Below are 16,884 nucleotides of genomic sequence, written 5' to 3' on the forward strand. Positions count from 1 at the left end.
CCGCGGGGATGAGCCGCACCAAGGTCGAGATCAAGCGCGACTTCGACTATCTCGCGCGCCTGTGGGACGAGATCCGCGAGAATACGCTGGGCAGCTCGGCGCCGGCGCTGATCCATTCGGACAGCGACCTGGTGAAGCGCGCGATCCGCGATATCTATCACAAGGACATCGAGGAAGTGCTCGTCGAGGGCGACGAGGGCTACAAGGCGGCGAAGCAGTTCATGAAGCTGCTGATGCCCAGCCACGCCCGGCGCGTGAAGCAATATGCCGACCCGGTATCGCTCTATCAGCGCTACGGCGTCGAGGACCAGCTCGCCGGAATGCTCAATCCCGTCGTCCAGCTCAAATCGGGCGGCTATCTCGTGATCAACCCGACCGAGGCGCTGGTGTCGATCGACATCAACTCGGGCCGCTCGACCCGCGAGCATAATATCGAGCAGACCGCGCTCAGCACCAATCTGGAGGCGGCGGCCGAAATCGCGCGCCAGCTCCGCCTGCGCGACATGGCGGGCCTCGTCGTGATCGACTTCATCGACATGGATCATGGCTCGAACGTCCGCAAGGTCGAGCGCGCGATGAAGGACGCGCTGAAGAACGACCGCGCGCGCATCCAGGTCGGCCGCATCTCGGGCTTCGGGCTGATGGAGATGAGCCGTCAGCGCCTGCGCACCGGCGTGCTCGAAGCCTCGACGCGGCCCTGCCCGCATTGCGAGGGCACCGGCCTCGTCCGCACCGCCTCGTCGGCGGGCCTCAGCGCGCTGCGCCTGATCGAAGAGGAAGCCGCCCGCGGCAAGGGCAACAAGATCACCCTGCGCGCGAGCCAGGAAGCGACCTTCTATCTCCTCAACGAAAAGCGCCGCGAACTGCGCGAGATCGAGGAACTCTACGGCGTTATCGTCGAAATCCTGCCCGACGGCGAGACCGAGGGCGCGCGCATGGCGGTCGAGGTCAGCGGTCCGCCGCCGGTCGCGCGCCGCAGCTTCGCCCCGATCGCGCCGATCGAGGAGGATGACGACGAGGACTATCCCGAGGAGGAGGAAGAGGAGGCCGAGGAGGACGCCGCCGACGAGCGCCCCGTGCGTTCGCAGGACCGTGAGGAAGGCGAGGGTGACGGCGAGGGCCGCAAGCGCCGCCGCCGCCGCCGCCGCGGCCGCCGCGGCCGCCGCGACGAGGACGGCAGCGAAGGCGGTGATGCCACCGAAAACGGCGAGGAAGGCGAAGACGATGACGCCGCCGCGGCAGACGGCGAAGCTGACGCTGCGCCGGCCGAAGCCGTCGAGGCCGCTGCGGAAGCCGAGGCCGGGGACGCCGAGGCCGGGGAAGCCGAAGCCAAACCGCGCCGCCGCCGTGGCGGACGCGGCCGCAAGAAGGCCGAGGCCGAGGAAAATGCCGAGGACGTCGTAGCCGAAGAGGCGGCGCCGGTCGAAGCGGTCGAAGCGCCTGAACCGGTCGCCGGGGAAGCGCCTGCTGTCGAGGAAAAGCCGAAGCGCAAGCGCGCGCCGCGCAAGACCAAGGCCGCCGCAGCGGCCGAAGCCGAGGCTGCCGAAGCCGAAGCCGCCGAGGCGCCGGCCGTCGAGGCGCCCGTTGCCGAAGCGCCGGTCGAAGCCGAACCCGCCAAGCCCGCGCCGAAAAAGCGCGCGAGCCGGGCGAAGAAGGCCGTCGCCGCCGAAGCCGCGCCCGACGCGACGCGTGAGGCCGAGCCCGTCGCCGCCAATGGCGACGAGCAGGCCGAAGGTGCCGACGGCGAACCGCGCCGCGGCTGGTGGCAGCGGACGTTCGGTAACTGATCGGCCCGGCCGATCGGGCGGCACCCGATCGGCGGCGACCCGTCGCAGAAACTGCAAGCCGACCTTGCGTCCGCGCGTGCTGGACCCCAATAAACCTCCATGGCTTCACTCGGGGTTCAGGCGCGCGGCGCAAGAGAGGCGGGAATGACCGATTTCCCGCCGCAATCCGCGTCTGGGGCGCAAAGGCTGCGCCCGCTTCTCCGCATATTGCTGACCCTGCTCGCGATGGTCGCCGTCGCGGTGCGCCCGGCGGCGGCGCAGTCGATCCTGCGCGATGCCGAGACCGAGGCGCTGTTCCAGGACATGATGGACCCGCTGCTCGTCGCGGCAGGGCTCAAGCCGGGGCAGGTGCGCGTGCATCTGCTCGGCGACCGCAGCATCAACGCCTTTGTCGCGGGCAGCCAGGACATCTATGTCTTCAGCGGGCTGATCGAGGCCGCCGACAGCGCCGAAGAGGTGCAGGGCGTGCTCGCGCACGAACTCGGCCACGTGATGGGCGGCCATGCGATCCGCGTCAACGAGGGCGCCAGGACCGCGACGGGTATTTCGCTGCTCAGCCTGCTGCTCGGCGCCGCGGCGATCGCGGCGGGCGGCGGCGAGGCGGGCATGGGGATCATGATGGCGGGCCAGCAGGCCGCGCTCGGCAAGTTCCTCGCCTTCAGCCGCGTGCAGGAATCGACCGCCGACGCCGCGGGCGCGCAATATCTCTCGAAAGCGGGAATCAGCGGCCGCGGCAGCCTCGCCTTTTTCAAGAAGCTCCAGAATCTCGAGTTCCGTTACGGGATCAAGCAGGACGACGATCAGGCCTATGGCCGCACCCACCCGATGTCGGGCGACCGCATCCAGGCGCTGCGCGAAGTCTATGTGATCGATCCCGCATGGCAAAAGCCCGCCGATCCGAAGATCGAGGCGCGCTTCCAGCGGATCAAGGCGAAGCTGTCGGGCTATATCGCCGAGCCCGAGCGCACGCTGCGCAAATTCCCCGAAAGCAATACGACGATCCCGGCGCGCTATGCCCGCGCCTATGCCTGGCACAAGAGCGCCTATCCGCAAAAGGCGCTGACCGAAGTCGAGGGCCTGCTCGCGACGAGTCCGGACGACCCCTATTTTCTCGAGCTCGAGGGGCAGGTGCTGCTCGAATCGGGGCGACCGAAGGAGGCGATCCCCGCGCTGCGCAAGGCGGTCAGCCTGTCGCGCTCGCAGCCGCTGATCAGCGCGACATTGGGCCATGCGCTGATCGCGACCGAGGATCCCGCCAACTATGCCGAGGCCGAACAGGTGCTGAAGACCGCGGTCGCGCTCGACAACCAGAATCCCTTCGCCTGGTACCAGCTCGGCATCGTCTATGCGAACAAGGGCGATCAGGCGCGCGCGGCGCTCGCCTCGGCGGAGCGCTACAGCCTCGAGGGTGGACAGTCGGGGCTCGCGCTGCGTAATGCCGAAATGGCGATGCAGGGCCTGCCGCAAGGCTCGCCCGACTGGATCCGTGCACAGGATATTTCGCTCGTGGCTCGCGCCGAGGTGGAACGCGAGCGCAAACGGCGTTAGATTCAATCATGACAAAGCGGGGATCGCATCGCCAATATCGATGCGCAAGGGCAACAAGTGACTGACAATAAAGACGATTATTACCAGCCGTGGCTGCGCGACCCCGCGCCGACGTCCGGCATGGGCGCGCCGGAGCGCGACGAAGGATTGGCCAAGCCCAGGGACGAGCCCCCCGTCGGCATCGACCTGACGCGCTACAGCAAGCCCGAAAAGCCGCGCGGCGAGCCGCTGGTGAAGCCCGAGGCGATCAAGGCCGGCGCGGTGAACCTCTGGGGCCGGATCCGCGACGGCGCCGAAGCCTTTGCCGACTGGACGATCCGCGTCGGCGACCGTGCCGACATTCCCGCACGCGTCGAAGCGATGGAAATCCCTCGTCGTTCCCGCGAACTCGCGGCGAAGACTGGTGCACTGACCGCCCGCGCCGCGCGGGCAGCGGGGCGCGGCACTGCCCAAGCCGGACGTGCCGCAGCCAGGGCGAGCGGTGAAACCTGGGACAGGATGGCGCTCGGCGACAAGGCCCGGAAACTGTCGAGCGAAGCCGGCCGCGGGCTCGGCGAAGTCGCGGGCAAGACCAAAGCCGGGGTCGTCGACATCGCCAAGGCCAGCGGCGAAAGCATCCGCGACGGTATCGGCGACGCCGCGAGCAAGCTGCGCCCGGCGCCGCGCGAGGAATTGCCGCCGCCGCCGTCGGGCCTCGAGCAATTGCTCGCACGCGAGGAAGCCGAAGCGAAAGCCGCGGCGACGGCCGCCGCCGCGCCCGACCTGCCACTGTTCGCGGGCGACGCCGCGATCCCGGCGACGGCCAGGCCCGCGCCGGCAAGCGCGACGGCGATGGCGGAAGGCGACGACCGGTCGCCGATTGCCGCCCCGGCGAAAAGATCCACGGGCGCCAGGGCCATGTCGGCGCAGCGCCTGCCGCAAATCAGGGGGACGGGAATGGAAGGCGTTTCGACGCGCCCATGGGGTCTGGCGCTCGGCGGCCTGTTGCTGCTCGCGCTCGTCTTCTGGCTGGGCGGCCGTTTCGGCGGCGGGATGAGCAAGAGCGAGGTCGAGACGATCGTCGCCGATTATATCAAGGCGAACCCGCAGATCATTCCCGAGGCGCTCGAGGCGCAGCGCAATGGCGAAATCGCCAAGGCGATCGACGCGATCCGCCCCGCGCTCGAAAAACCCTATGCCGGTGCGTGGGCGGGCAACGCCGACGGCGACGTGACCCTCGTGGTCTTCACCGACTATGCCTGCGGCTTCTGCCGCGCGAGCGTGCCCGATGTCGACCGGTTGATCCGCGAGGACAAGAGGCTGAAGGTCGTGTTCCGCGAGTTGCCGATCATCGCGCCGCAAAGCCGCGATGCCGCGATCATGGCGCTCGCCGCGGCGCGGCAGGGCAAATATGACGCCTTCCACCACGCGATGTTCGCGACGGGCTCGCTCGACAAGGCGGCGATCGCCGCGGTCGCCGAAAAGGTCGGCGTCGTCACCGACGGCAGCGCCGATGCGACCGCGAACGAGGCGCTGTTCCAGCGCGAGCTCGACAGCAATCTCGCGATCGCGACCCAGCTGCAGCTCAACGCCACCCCGACGTGGATTGTCGGCAACCAGCTGTTCCAGGGCCAGATTGGCTACGACGGGCTCAAGCAGGCGGTCGCGAAAGCCCGCGCGGCGAAAAGCTGAGGCGGGCGCATTTGGCGACCGTCACGCTCGAACAGGCGCTCGCCAACGCCCGCCAGCTTCTGAACGGCCAGCCCGGCGCCGCGCTCGAACAGGCGCAGGCGATCATCGACGCGGTGCCGACGTCGGCGGCGGCGCATCGCCTCGCCGCGCATGCGCTGCGCGCGCTCGGTCGCGAAGAGGCCGCGCAGGCCGCATCGCTGGCGGCCGTTTCGGCGACGGTGCATGACGAGGCGATGGTGGGTGCCGCGCTCGCGCTCGCCGAAAACCGCCTGTCCGACGCCGAAGGTGCATTGCGCGGGCGCCTGCGCGAGGACGCGACCGACGTCGCGGCGATTCGGATGCTCGCGGAAGTCGCTGGACGGCTCGGACGCTATGAGGATGCCGAAAAGCTGCTGTCGCGCGCCTTGCAACTCGCGCCCGGGTTCGGCGCCGCGCGCGCCAATCTCGCCACCGTCTATTACAAGCAGAACCGCTTCGCCGAGGCAGCGGAGACGCTCGATGCCGTGCTCGGCGACGATCCGGGTAATCCCGCGCACGCGAACCTGCGCGCCGCCGCGCTCGGCCGCATCGGCGGCTATGACGAGGCGGTGGCGCTCTATGCGGAGCTGACGAACCGCTTCCCCGATCATGCCAGGCTCTGGATGAGCTATGGTCATATGCTGAAGACGGTGGGCCGGCAGGACGACAGCATAGCGGCCTATCGCCGCGCGCTCGCCGCCGACCCGAGGCTCGGCGAAATCTGGTGGAGCCTCGCGAACCTCAAGACGATCCGCTTCGACGTCGACGACCGCGCCGCGATGGAAGCGGAACTTGTCGCCGCTGACCCGAAAAATATGCCAGCGGCGCCTGGCGCCGCCGAGCCCGATGGCGAGGCGCGCGCCGACGACCGGCTGCACCTCCATTTCGCGCTCGGCAAGGCCTATGACGACGCCGCCGAATATGAACCGGCGTTTCGCCACTATGCCGCGGGCAACGCGATCCGCTCCGGACAGCTCGGTTATCGCGCCGCCGAAACCACCGCCGCGGTCGACGCGATCATCGCCGCCTGCACCCCCGAATTCTTCGCCGCGCGCGCCGGTGCGGGCGACCCCGCGCCCGACCCGATCTTCATCCTCGGCATGCCGCGCGCGGGATCGACGCTGATCGAACAGATCCTGAGTTGCCACTCGGCGATCGAGGGGACGATGGAGCTGCCCGATATCCCCGCGCTGGCGCTCGGCCTCGGCCGCGAGGCGAAGGGAGACGGCCGCCGCTGGATCGATGCGCTGGCCGGGGTTCCGCGCGGGCAGCTCGCCGAACTGGGTGCGGCCTTCCTCCGGCGCACGGCGGTGCAGCGCAAGACCGGCAAGCCCTTCTATATCGACAAGCTGCCGAACAACTGGCTCTACACTGCCTTCATCCGGCTGATCCTGCCGAATGCGAAGATCATCGACGCGCGGCGGCACCCGCTCGATTGCTGCTTTTCGAACTTCCGTCAGCATTTCGCCAAGGGACAGGCGTTCAGTTACGGCCTCGCCGACGTCGGCGGCTATTATCGCGATTATGTGCGGCTGATGACGCATATCGACGCGGTGCAGCCCGGCCGCGTCCACCGCGTGGTCCACGAAGCGTTGCTCGATGATCCCGAAGCCGAGGTGCGCGCGATGCTCGCCTTCCTCGAACAGCCGTATGAGGAGGCGTGCATGGCGTTCCACGCCAATGCGCGGGCGGTTCGTACCGCGTCGAGCGAACAGGTACGCCGCCCGATCAACCGCGATGGCGTCGGGCAGTGGCAACCCTATGAAAAATGGCTCGATCCGTTGAAGCGGGCGCTCGGCCCCGTCCTTCCCTCCTATCCCGGCGTGCCCTCCGCCTTCGGCTGATCCCGCCGCGACAAATCGTTGCCTTTCAGCAACAGCATCCGACATTTTCGACCAACAACCGCTGCGCTGCACAACAATGCTTGCGCTTGCGCCACGCCGCGTCATTCTCCGTCACATGACTGTCATTTGAGGGGGATCTCATGCGGAAGCTATCGGCAGCATTTACCAAAAGCAGCGCACTTCTTCTCGGCGGCACGATCCTGTGCACGTCGGGAACAGCACTCGCGCAGAACGCCAATACCAACGACGACCGCGACATCGTGGTGACCGCGTCGAAGCGCGAACAGAATCTGCAGGACGTGCCGCTCGCGATCACCGCGATCGGGACCGAACGGCTCGACGAACTGCAGGTCAAGGAATTCCAGGATGTCGTCAAATTCCTGCCTTCGGTGACGATCCAGACCGCGGCGCCGGGGTTCAGCCAGGTCTATTTCCGCGGCGTTGCGTCGGGGGAAAATGCGAACCACTCGGCCTCGCTGCCGACGGTCGGCACTTACCTGGACGAAATGCCGATCACGACGATCCAGGGCGCGCTCGACATTCACGCCTATGACCTTGCGCGCGTCGAGGCGCTCGCGGGGCCGCAGGGCACGCTCTATGGCGCCAGCTCGATGGCGGGCACGATCAAGCTCGTCACCAACCAGCCCGATACCAGCGGCACCTATGGCGAGGTCGGGGTCGAGCTCAACAATGTCGCGCACGGCGATTTCGGCGGGGTCGTCGAAGGCTTCATCAACGCCCCGCTGGGTGAGCGGGCCGCGCTGCGCCTCGTCGGCTGGTATCGCCACGATGCGGGCTATATCGACAATATCCCGGGCAGCCGCACCTATCCGATCAACATTCCGACCGACACCGATGGCGACGATGAGCCCGACACGCTCGTCAATGCCCCCGGCGACGACATCACCCAGACCAACGCCGGGCTGGTGAAGAAGAATTACAACGACGCCGACACCTATGGCGCGCGCCTCGCGCTCGGCATCGACCTCGACGACGACTGGACGCTGCGCCCGACGATCATGGGCCAGATCCAGAAAACCAACGGCAGCTTCGCGCAGGAACGCTCGACCGCGGTCACCCGCAAGCTGCAGACGGTCCAGTACAATCCCGAATCGTCGAAGGACAAATGGCTGCAGGCGGCGCTGACGATCGAGGGCAAGCTCGGCAACTGGGACCTCACCGTCACCGGCGGGCACCTGCGCCGCAAGACCGACGTCCAGAGCGACTATTCGGACTATGCCTATTTCTATGACGCGCTCTATGGCTCGGCCTACTACCTCAGGGACAATGCCGGCGACCAGATCAGCCCGAACCAGTATATCGAGGGCATCGACCGCTATCGGCGCAACTTCTTCGAGGCGCGCGTCGCGTCGCCCGCCGACGCGCGCATCCGCTTCATCGGCGGCCTCTTCTGGCAGCGGCAGAAGCATAATATCGAACAGCATTATGTCATCGACGACCTTGGCGACGACCTGCAGGTTCCGGGTACGGTCGACAATATCTGGCTGACCAAACAGATCCGCGTCGACCGCGACTATGCCGCGTTCGGCGAACTCAGCTTCGACATCACCGACAAGCTCACGCTGACCGGCGGCGGCCGCGTCTACAAATATGACAACAGCCTCGTCGGCTTCTTCGGCTACAACAATCCCGGTTTCAGCAGCAATCCGGTCTATGCGTGCCAGGGGCCGGCGGTCGTCGACGGGTCGCCCTGTACCAACCTCGACAAACGGACGAAGAAAACCGACTTCATCCACAAGCTGAACCTGACCTACAAGTTCAGCGACGATGCGCTCGTCTATGCGACCTGGTCGCGGGGTTTCCGCCCCGGCGGGATCAACCGGCGCGGGTCGCTGCCGCCCTATGGGTCGGACACGCTCGACAATTATGAAGTGGGCTGGAAGACAAGCTGGGGGCCGGTGCGCTTCAACGGCGCGATATACCAGCAGGACTGGAACGACATCCAGCTCTCCTTCCTCGGTCTCAACGGGCTCAGCGAAATCCGCAATGCGGGCGTCGCGCGCATTCGCGGCATCGAACTCGACCTCGGCTACCGGCAGGGCGGCTTCTCGATCAACGCGGGGATGAGCTATAACGACGCTGAAATCCGCCGCGACTTCTGCGCCATCGCCAATCCCGAGTTCGATTGCTCGATCGATGCCGACCTCGACGGAAGCGGCGCGATCGACGACAGCAGCGAAGTGAACGCGACGCTGGCGCCGAAGGGCACCAGCCTGCCCGTCACGCCGAAGTTCAAGGGCAATATCGTCGCGCGCTATGAATTCCCGGTCGGGGATCTCGGGGCGCATGTCCAGTTCGCGGTCAACCATATCGGCAAGAGGCGAAGCGATCTTCGCACGCTCGAAAACGGCATCAAGGGCATGTTCGACGCCTATACGACCGCCGATATCAGCGTGGGGGTGAAGGGCGAAAGCTGGAAGGCCGAGCTCTTCGCGACGAATCTGTTCGACAGCAACGGCACTATCAACGCCGGCGTCCAGTGCCTCGAAACCACCTGCGGCGATCCCGACGGGCTGACTGCGAACGGCGGCGTCTTCTATGACACGGTCGTTCGTCCGCGGCTGATCGGGATCAAGGTCAGCAAGGAATTCTGACCGGGTGCCCGATGGCATGACCAACAGCGAAAGGCCGGGCCAAAAGCTCGGCCTTTTGATGTGCATCGCACTCGGCATGGGCAACATGATCGGGTCGGGGGTGTTCCTGCTCCCACGCGATCTGGCGCCGCTCGGGTGGAACGCGATCATCGGCTGGCTCGTCTCGATCGCCGGCACGCTGTGCCTCGCGGTCGTCTTCGCGCGGCTGGCCCGCAGGCTCCCCGAAGGTTGTGCGGCCTTCACCTATGGCGCCGCCGCCTTCGGCCCGGGCACCGGCTTCATCGTCGCCTGGAGCTACTGGATCAGTTGCTGGACGGTGGTGGCGACACTGGCGGTCGCGGCAATCAGCAACATGTCGATCCTCATGCCCTGGCTCGCCGATGCAGGCGCCTTGTCCGCATGGATCGCGATCGGCTGCATCTGGTTCTTCACGCTCGTCAACCTGTTCGGTGTGCGCCGCGCCGGCGGGGCACAGCTACTGACGCTCGGACTGAAGCTGATCCCCGTGATCGGGGCGGTGCTCGTCGGCGTCTGGGCGCTCGGCACCGGCGCCGCGCCGCCGCCGACGATGGCGGGAACCGAGCCGGTCAGCCTCTCGGGCGTCAGCTCCGCGGCGACGCTGACGCTGTTCGCGCTGCTCGGCTTCGAAAGCGCCTGCGTCGTCAGCGACCGCGTCAGGGATCCCGAGCGGACGATCCCGCGCGCGACGGTGATCGCCGCGGCAGCCGTCGGCCTCCTCTACCTGCTCTCGTGCACGACGGTGACGCTGATGGTGCCGATCGAAACGCTGCACAGCTCGAACGCCGCCTATGCGACCTTTTTCGCGCGGCTCGTGAGCCCCGAGACGGGCGACGTGGTCGCGCTCTTCGCCGCGATCGCGGCGCTCGGGGCGCTCAACGGTTTCGTCCTGCTGCAGGGCGACATCCCCCGCGATCTCGCGCACCGGCGCCTGCTCCCCGCAGCCTTTGCGCGCGACAACAGGTTCGCCTCGCCCTGGATCACGCAGCTCGTATCGAGCGGGCTTGCGAGCGTCATCGTCTACGCCAATTATTCGCGCGGCCTCGCCGACCTCTTCGCCTTCATGGTCAAGGTCACGACCTCGACCGCGATCATCCTCTACATCGTCGGCTCGCTCGCGGCGCTGGTCCTCGAACGGCAAGGCACGATCAGGGTCTCGGCGGGCTTCGCCGCCGCGACGATCGCCGGCTTCGCCTATAGCTGCTGGGCCTTTTACGGCGCCGGGATAGAAGCCAGCCTGTGGAGCCTCGTCATGACCGCCGCAGGTCTGCCGATCTATTTTCTGATGCGCCGCTCAGCGCCACTTCGGCGCGAAGAAACCCCGGTCGCGTAGGACCACCTCGGCGGCATTATGCCCCGGCGCGCCGGTGACGCCACCGCCCGGATGCGTGCCCGCCCCGCACATGTAGAGCCCCTTCACCGGGCCGCGATAACCGCCGTTGCCGAGCACCGGCCGCGCCGCCCAGAGCTGGTCGAGGCTCATGTTGCCGTGCATGATGTCGCCGCCGACGAGCCCGAACTTGCGCTCGAGCCCCTTGGGCGAAAGGCGCGTCTGGGCGATGATGCTGGCGCGGAATCCCGGCGCATGTTTTTCGACCGTGTCGATGATGCAATCGGCCGCTGCCTCTTCCTCACCGTCCCAGTCGCGGCCATCGGGCAGCTCGGGCGCGAACTGCTGACAGAAGAGGCTCGCGACATGCTGCCCGGGAGGCGCGAGGCTGTCATCGACGGTCGACGGGATCAGCATCTCGACGATCGGCGCCTTCGACCAGCCATGCTGCTTCGCGTCGAGGAAGGCGCGGTCCATATAGTCGAGCGTCGGCGCGAGGATGATCCCCGACTGATGATGTTCGCCCGGTTCGGGAAGGCAAGTGAACTTCGGCAGTTCCGACAGCGCAACGTTCATGCGGAAGGTGCCACTGCCCGCCTTGAACCCCTTGATCCGGCGTTCGAAACCGGCGGGCAGGTCGCTTGCATCCATCATCCGTTCGTAGAGCAGCTTCGGCCCCACATTGGCGATCACGCGCGCCGCGGCGATTTCCTCGCCACCGACGAGCTTGACCCCGACCGCCTTGCCGCCATCGATGAGCACTTTCGCAACGGGGCTTTCGAGGCTGATCTCGACCCCCATGCCACGGCAGACCTTGGCCATGATCTCGGTGATCCGGCCCATGCCGCCGACGCTGTGGCCCCACGCGCCCTTCTTGCCGTTCACCTCGCCGAAGACGTGGTGGAGGAGGACATAGGCGCTGCCCGGGGTGTCGGGGCTGGCATAGTTGCCGACGACGGCGTCGAAGCCGAAGGCGGCCTTGACCGCTTCGCTCTCGAACCAGCTATCGAGCATCGTGCGCGCCGACTTGGTGAACAGGTCGAGCACATCGCGCTGCTGTTCGAGGCTGAGCCCCGCAAAGCGCCGCCCCTGCCGCGCGCCGTCGAGCAGCGTGCGCAGGCCCTCGCCGACATTCGGCGGCACGCGCAGCGCGAGGTCGCGGAGCAGTTCGGCGACATTTTCGAGCGCATCATAATATTGCGGCAACACCTCGGCATCGCGTGCGCTGAACTTGCGGAACTCGGCCTGCGTGCGTTCGAGCCCGCCGCCGAGTTTCAGATAGCCGCCATCCTCCTGCGGCAGGAAATTGCTGATCGGCCGCTCGATCACCCGATAGCCGTGATCGGCGAGTTTCATGTCGGCGATCACCTTCGGCTGGAGCAGGCTGACGGTGTAGCTCGCGACCGAATTTCTGAACCCCGGTGCGAACTCCTCGGTCACCGCGGCGCCGCCGACGACATCGCGCGCCTCGACGATGCGCACCTTCATCCCCGCCCTCGCGAGATAGAAGGCGCAGACGAGGCCGTTGTGGCCGGCGCCGATAATCAGGGCGTCATAGGCTTTGGTCATGAAAAGTCTTTCGCGAGCGGGGATTGGACATGCTGGCGGCCGAAACCGAGGCCGAGGACACGGCCGGGAATGCGGCGGAGCAGCGGGACGGCGTCGAGCAGGCGCACCGCGAGAGGCACGCGGGCGATCTCGCCGCGCAGCATCGGTTCGATGACGCGCTGGTGCGCGAAACGCTGGATCGCCTGCATCCGTGTCGTCGGTTTCCACCGCCGCTCCTGCACTCTCGCCAGCAGCGGATCGGGATCGACCCCGGCGGCGAGCGGCGCGGCAAGGATGTTCGCGGCGGCGACGGCATCCTGCACCGCCAGGTTGATGCCGACGCCGCCGACCGGCGACATCGCGTGCGCGGCATCGCCGATCGCGAGCAGACCCGGGCGCGACCAGCGCGTCAGCCGGTCGAGCGCGACCGAGAGCAGTTTGACGTCGTCGAAGCTCCGGATCGCATCGATCCCGGCGGCAAGGCCGGGCGCGATTTCGACGATGTGGTCACGGAATGCGGCAATGCCCCGCGCCTCGATCGGAGCGAAGCCGCCCTTTTCGATGATCTCGGCGCACTGCCAATAATCGCCGCGCGGGATCGCGACGACCATGCCGCCCTTGTCGATCGTCCCGAGCGCGACTTCGGACATATCCATCCCCGCAGGCACGGGAATGCGGAACCACAGGACGTCCATCGGGGCGCCGAGATCCTCGAGCGGCAGTTCGGCGGCGTCGCGCAGTACCGAACGGCGGCCGTCGGCGGCGATGACGAGCCGCGCGGGCAAAGCCTCGCCGCTCGCGAGCGTCACGCCGCTGACGCGGCTAGCGGCGTCATAGGTCAGCCCCGTCGCCTCGGTCGACATGCGCAGGTCGAAGGCCGGATAGCGCCTGCCCTGCCCCGCGATGAAATCGAGCAGGTCCCATTGCGGCATCATCGCGACGAAAGGCGCCGCGACGGGCAGATGCTTCATCGTGGCGATCGTATAGCGCCCGCCCAGCAGATTGAGCGTCATCGTGTCGATCGCGGCGTGCGGTTCCTTCAGCAACGCATCGAGCAGCCCGATTTCGTTGAACAGCTCGAGCGTCGAGGGGTGAACGGTGTCGCCGCGAAAATCGCGGAGGAAGTCGGCGTGCTTTTCGAGCACCGTCACACGCACCCCCGCGCGCGCAAACAGCAGTCCCGCGACCATTCCGGCGGGACCGCCACCGACGATCACCACGGGCAGGTCGGTGTTCAACGGCTGCTCCAACCCGCGGCGGGCGCATGCTCCAGCCGCGCCTCGGGAATGATATCGCGCATCCGCGAACAGAAATGCCTGAGGCACACTTCCTTGTCGCTGAGCGGCCCCATGGCGAAACTTTTCGACTGCATCCCCATCTGGACGCGCGTGATCAGCGCGGTATCCTCCGCGTTGACCTGACGGTTGATGCGCCAGTTGAGGTAGCGCGCCGCTTTCATCTCGCGGCGCTCGTCGGGAAGGACATAGGAGATTTCGCGGATCAGGCACGTCGTCGGGCCGGTCGGTAGCCACTGCATGAAATCGACCTGATCGGGGTAGATGTCGAAAGCGACATTCGGCCAGAGCTTGAAATAGAGCCAGTGGCGCTGGTTCGCTTGCGGAAGATGCGGAACGGGCGGCAGCAGCCGCTGGTACATGCGTTCGGACCAGCCTGCCGACGGCCGGTCGATCAGGTCGCCCCACATGCGGTCGACGCGTTCCTCGGCCTCGACGCCGTAGCTTTTGCCGAACAGGCGCGTGAGGCCCGGGTGCGCGACGGGGATGTGCAGGCCGTCCGAATAATTGTCGCCGACATTCTTCCAGTTGACCTCGCGCGGGCGCAGCGTGACGCGACCGAGCGCGCCGAGCTCCTCGAAGCGGTACGGCGCGACCTGCGCCTCATAGGGCGCCATCATCGATGCGACCGACGGCCCGCCGTCATCTTCCAAGCGCACGAACCAGAAACCGCGCCATTGTTCGAGCCCGACGGGGACGAGGCCTGCCCTGCCCTTGTCGAGCGTCGGATAGCTTGCCGAATCGGGCACGCCGGTCAGCCGCCCGTCGAGTTCGTAAGTCCAGGCATGATAGGGACAGACGAGCTTCTTGGCGCAGCCGACCGTGCCATCGACGAGGCGCGAACCGCGGTGGCGGCACACATTGGTAAAGGCGCGCACATTGCGGTCGGTGCCTCGCACCAGAATCACGCTCTCGCCGCAATAGTCGATGCTGTGCCAGTCGCCGACGTTCGGAATGTCGCTATCGTGGCACACGACCTGCCAGCTCGGGCGGAAAATCCGTTCCATTTCCGCCGCATGGAAATCGGGGTCGCTGTAGGTCCACGCGGGCAACGACCAGCCGTCGAGAGGGTCGATATTCGAATCGCGAAGGGGTGCAGTTGCCATGGCTCGTTCCTTGTTGTACGTATGTATAACAAGATGACTGCCGTTCGCCAAGCCTTTACGCGCGAAAGCGCCGACTCCCGCCGCGCCGACCTGATCGAGGCGACGGCGGCAGTACTCGCCGAACATGGCCTCGCGGGAACGAACGTCCGGGCGATCTGCGCGAAGGCGGGGGTGTCGCCGGGGCTGCTGCGCCACTATTTCGCGGGCATCGACGCCCTTGTCGCCGCAACCTATCAGGCGACGAGCGACCGGATGGACGCGATTTTCATGGGCGCGGTTGCGGACGCCGGCGAAGATGCGCGCGCGCGGCTGGCTGCCTATCTGACCGCCAGCTTCCGCCCGCCGGTGACCGATCCCGAGCTGCTCGGCGCCTGGACCGCCTTCTGGGCGCTCGCACGAAGCGATGTGCGCATGGCCGAAATTCATGCGGAAAGCTATGCGGGCTATCGCGAACGGCTCGGCGAGCTGCTCGTCGCGTGCGGTGCGGCAGACGCCGACCGGCTCGCGATCATGCTGACCGCGATGGTCGACGGGCTGTGGCTCGAACTGTCGCTCGACGCCGCGAGCTTCGGCGCCGAGGCGGCGACGGAGATGATCGAGCGCGCCGTCGCGGCGCTGCTGCACTAGTTCCCCGTCCCCGTCGCATCCGCGCTTCGTAGAACAGCGGTTGACATCGCCCCCGGCGCTGCAAAGCTCCCGCATCGGCTGGTTTTCCGGCACAGATTTCGAGGGGGCATATTCATGAAAGTCTTTCCTTTTCTGGGCGCCGCGACGCTCGCGCTCGCGGTCGCCGTCACCGCAAATGCCCAGACGGCCGCAGCGCCCGCGAGCGCGGCGCAGGTCCCGCCGATCGCCTATAAGGAGCGTATCCTCGAAAACGGCCTTCGTGTGCTCTCGCTGCAGGACAATTCGACCCCCAATGTCATGGTGTCGGTGTGGTACGATGTCGGGTCGAAACACGACCCTGAAAAACGCTCGGGCTTTGCGCACCTTTTCGAGCATATCCTCAGCCGCAAGACGGTGAACATGCCGTACAACATGATCAACCGGCTGACCGAGGATGTCGGCGGCGTGCGCAACGCGTCGACGAGTTTCGACCGCACCAACTATTATGAGACGGTCCCCGCGCAATATCTCGAAACGATGCTGTGGACCCACGCGGAGCGCATGGCGCGCCCGGTGGTCGACAAGGAGGTGTTCGAGACCGAACGCAATGTCGTGAAGGAGGAACTGCGCCTGCGCGTCCTCGCGCCGCCCTATGGCCGCCTCTTCTTCTTTGCATTGAGTGAAAACACCTTCGACGTCCTGCCGCACCGCCGCCCGGTGATCGGTACGATCGCCGACCTCGACGCCGCGACGCTCGACGACGCGCGCGCCTTTCACGAGGCTTTCTATGGCCCCGACACCGCGACGCTGATTGTCGCGGGCAATTTCGACGAAGCGCGACTGCAATCGCTCGTCGACAGCTATTTCGGCGCGATCCCGAAGCGCCCGAAGGCCATCCCGCTGGCGATCAAGGGTACCGAGCCGCCGATGGCGCCGCGCCGCGTCAACGCGACCGGCCCCAACGTCCCGCTGCCCGCGGTCGGTGCGATCTACAAGGTGCCCGGCGCCGGCCACCCCGACACCGCCGCGCTCGAGGTGATGAACGCGATCCTGTCGAGCGGCGAAAACTCGCGGCTGCACAAGGCGCTCGTTCGCACCGGCATGGCGAGCCAGATCGACGCGAGCGTCGATTTCACCGAGGAAGCGGGTGGTCTTACTCCCTTCGCGATCCTCAGCGACGGGCAGGATCCCGAAAAGGTCGCCGCCGCGCTCGACACGGTGCTGACGGGCATCGCGTCCGCCGAGGTCTCCGACGCCGAGCTCGCCGAGGCGAAGACCGAGTTGCTCGCGTCGACGCTCGAGGGACGCGAGACCTTCTCGGGCCGCGCCTTCGAACTCGGCGAGGCGCTCGTCCTCACCGGCGATTCCGCCGCCGCGAACAAGCGGCTCGATGCCATCGCACGCGTGACCAGGGCCGACGTCGCGCGCGTCGCGAAGACGTACCTCGATCCCAGGGCGCGCGCCGTCGGCCCTGGTCACGCGTGCGATGGCATCGAGC

The 16,884-nt window shown here is 67.0% G+C and carries 11 protein-coding genes; 8 read left to right on the forward strand and 3 right to left on the reverse strand.

Annotated features, from left to right (window positions below; all coding sequences use genetic code 11):
• The 6 genes from JHC57_RS14960 to JHC57_RS14985 all read left to right on the forward strand — a co-directional run.
• On the forward strand, positions 1-1,787 hold a 1,787-nt coding region (locus JHC57_RS14960), incomplete at its 5' end, for a ribonuclease E/G (RefSeq protein WP_294030935.1).
• Positions 1,788-1,931: 144 nt separating this feature from the next.
• The gene (locus tag JHC57_RS14965) at positions 1,932-3,335 is read left to right on the forward strand and encodes a M48 family metalloprotease (protein WP_294030937.1); all 1,404 of its coding nucleotides are present in this window, start codon (positions 1,932-1,934) and stop codon (positions 3,333-3,335) included.
• Positions 3,336-3,392: 57 nt separating this feature from the next.
• Positions 3,393-5,006, forward strand: coding sequence for a DsbA family protein (locus JHC57_RS14970; protein ID WP_294030938.1), 1,614 nt, complete (start codon positions 3,393-3,395; stop codon positions 5,004-5,006).
• Positions 5,007-5,017: 11 nt separating this feature from the next.
• Positions 5,018-6,868 (forward strand): sulfotransferase, encoded by a 1,851-nt coding sequence (locus JHC57_RS14975; RefSeq protein ID WP_294030939.1) that lies wholly within the window; start codon positions 5,018-5,020, stop codon positions 6,866-6,868.
• 140 nt (positions 6,869-7,008) lie between these two features.
• Positions 7,009-9,483 carry a TonB-dependent receptor gene (locus JHC57_RS14980; protein ID WP_294030940.1) on the forward strand — a complete coding sequence of 825 codons (2,475 nt, stop codon included), beginning with the start codon at positions 7,009-7,011 and terminating at the stop codon, positions 9,481-9,483.
• A 16-nt stretch (positions 9,484-9,499) separates the two neighbouring features.
• Positions 9,500-10,834, forward strand: a complete 1,335-nt coding sequence (locus JHC57_RS14985; protein ID WP_294030941.1) for an amino acid permease — start codon at positions 9,500-9,502, stop codon at positions 10,832-10,834.
• Here the strand turns inward: JHC57_RS14985 and JHC57_RS14990 are convergent.
• The 3 genes from JHC57_RS14990 to JHC57_RS15000 are packed head-to-tail and all read right to left on the reverse strand — an operon-like array spanning position 10,796 to position 14,780.
• Positions 10,796-12,400: an NAD(P)/FAD-dependent oxidoreductase gene (locus tag JHC57_RS14990; protein ID WP_294030942.1), complete on the reverse strand. Its 1,605-nt coding sequence runs from the start codon at positions 12,398-12,400 to the stop codon at positions 10,796-10,798. The two genes, JHC57_RS14985 and JHC57_RS14990, sit on opposite strands and share 39 nt — an antisense overlap.
• Positions 12,397-13,617 carry an FAD-dependent oxidoreductase gene (locus JHC57_RS14995; protein WP_294030943.1) on the reverse strand — a complete coding sequence of 407 codons (1,221 nt, stop codon included), beginning with the start codon at positions 13,615-13,617 and terminating at the stop codon, positions 12,397-12,399. The genes JHC57_RS14990 and JHC57_RS14995 overlap by 4 nt, the downstream gene beginning before the upstream one ends.
• Complete coding sequence (locus tag JHC57_RS15000) at positions 13,614-14,780, reverse strand: aromatic ring-hydroxylating dioxygenase subunit alpha (protein WP_294030944.1); 1,167 nt, start codon at positions 14,778-14,780, stop codon at positions 13,614-13,616. The genes JHC57_RS14995 and JHC57_RS15000 overlap by 4 nt, the downstream gene beginning before the upstream one ends.
• 33 nt (positions 14,781-14,813) lie before the next feature.
• Here JHC57_RS15000 and JHC57_RS15005 point away from each other — a divergent pair, with 33 nt between their 5' ends.
• Both JHC57_RS15005 and JHC57_RS15010 read left to right on the forward strand, forming a co-directional pair.
• On the forward strand, positions 14,814-15,407 hold the full coding sequence (locus JHC57_RS15005; protein WP_294030945.1) for a TetR family transcriptional regulator C-terminal domain-containing protein: 594 nt from the start codon (positions 14,814-14,816) through the stop codon (positions 15,405-15,407).
• Between the two features lie 114 nt (positions 15,408-15,521).
• Positions 15,522-16,884 (forward strand): pitrilysin family protein (locus tag JHC57_RS15010; protein WP_294030946.1); only part of this gene is annotated, 1,363 nt, incomplete at its 3' end.

Origin of the sequence: Sphingopyxis sp., from assembly GCF_016463645.1 — a bacterium.
In the GTDB taxonomy this organism is placed as follows: Bacteria; Pseudomonadota; Alphaproteobacteria; order Sphingomonadales; family Sphingomonadaceae; genus Sphingopyxis.

Bases quoted from the DNA above. Each gene is read 5' to 3' on its own strand.
- JHC57_RS14965 (WP_294030937.1), top strand. From the start codon at position 1,932: ATGACCGATTTCCCGCCGCAATCCGCGTCTGGGGCGCAAAGGCTGCGC.
- JHC57_RS14980 (WP_294030940.1), top strand. From the start codon at position 7,009: ATGCGGAAGCTATCGGCAGCATTTACCAAAAGCAGCGCACTTCTTCTC.
- JHC57_RS14985 (WP_294030941.1), top strand. From the start codon at position 9,500: ATGACCAACAGCGAAAGGCCGGGCCAAAAGCTCGGCCTTTTGATGTGC.
- JHC57_RS14990 (WP_294030942.1), bottom strand. From the start codon at position 12,400: ATGACCAAAGCCTATGACGCCCTGATTATCGGCGCCGGCCACAACGGC.
- JHC57_RS15000 (WP_294030944.1), bottom strand. From the start codon at position 14,780: ATGGCAACTGCACCCCTTCGCGATTCGAATATCGACCCTCTCGACGGC.
- JHC57_RS15005 (WP_294030945.1), top strand. From the start codon at position 14,814: ATGACTGCCGTTCGCCAAGCCTTTACGCGCGAAAGCGCCGACTCCCGC.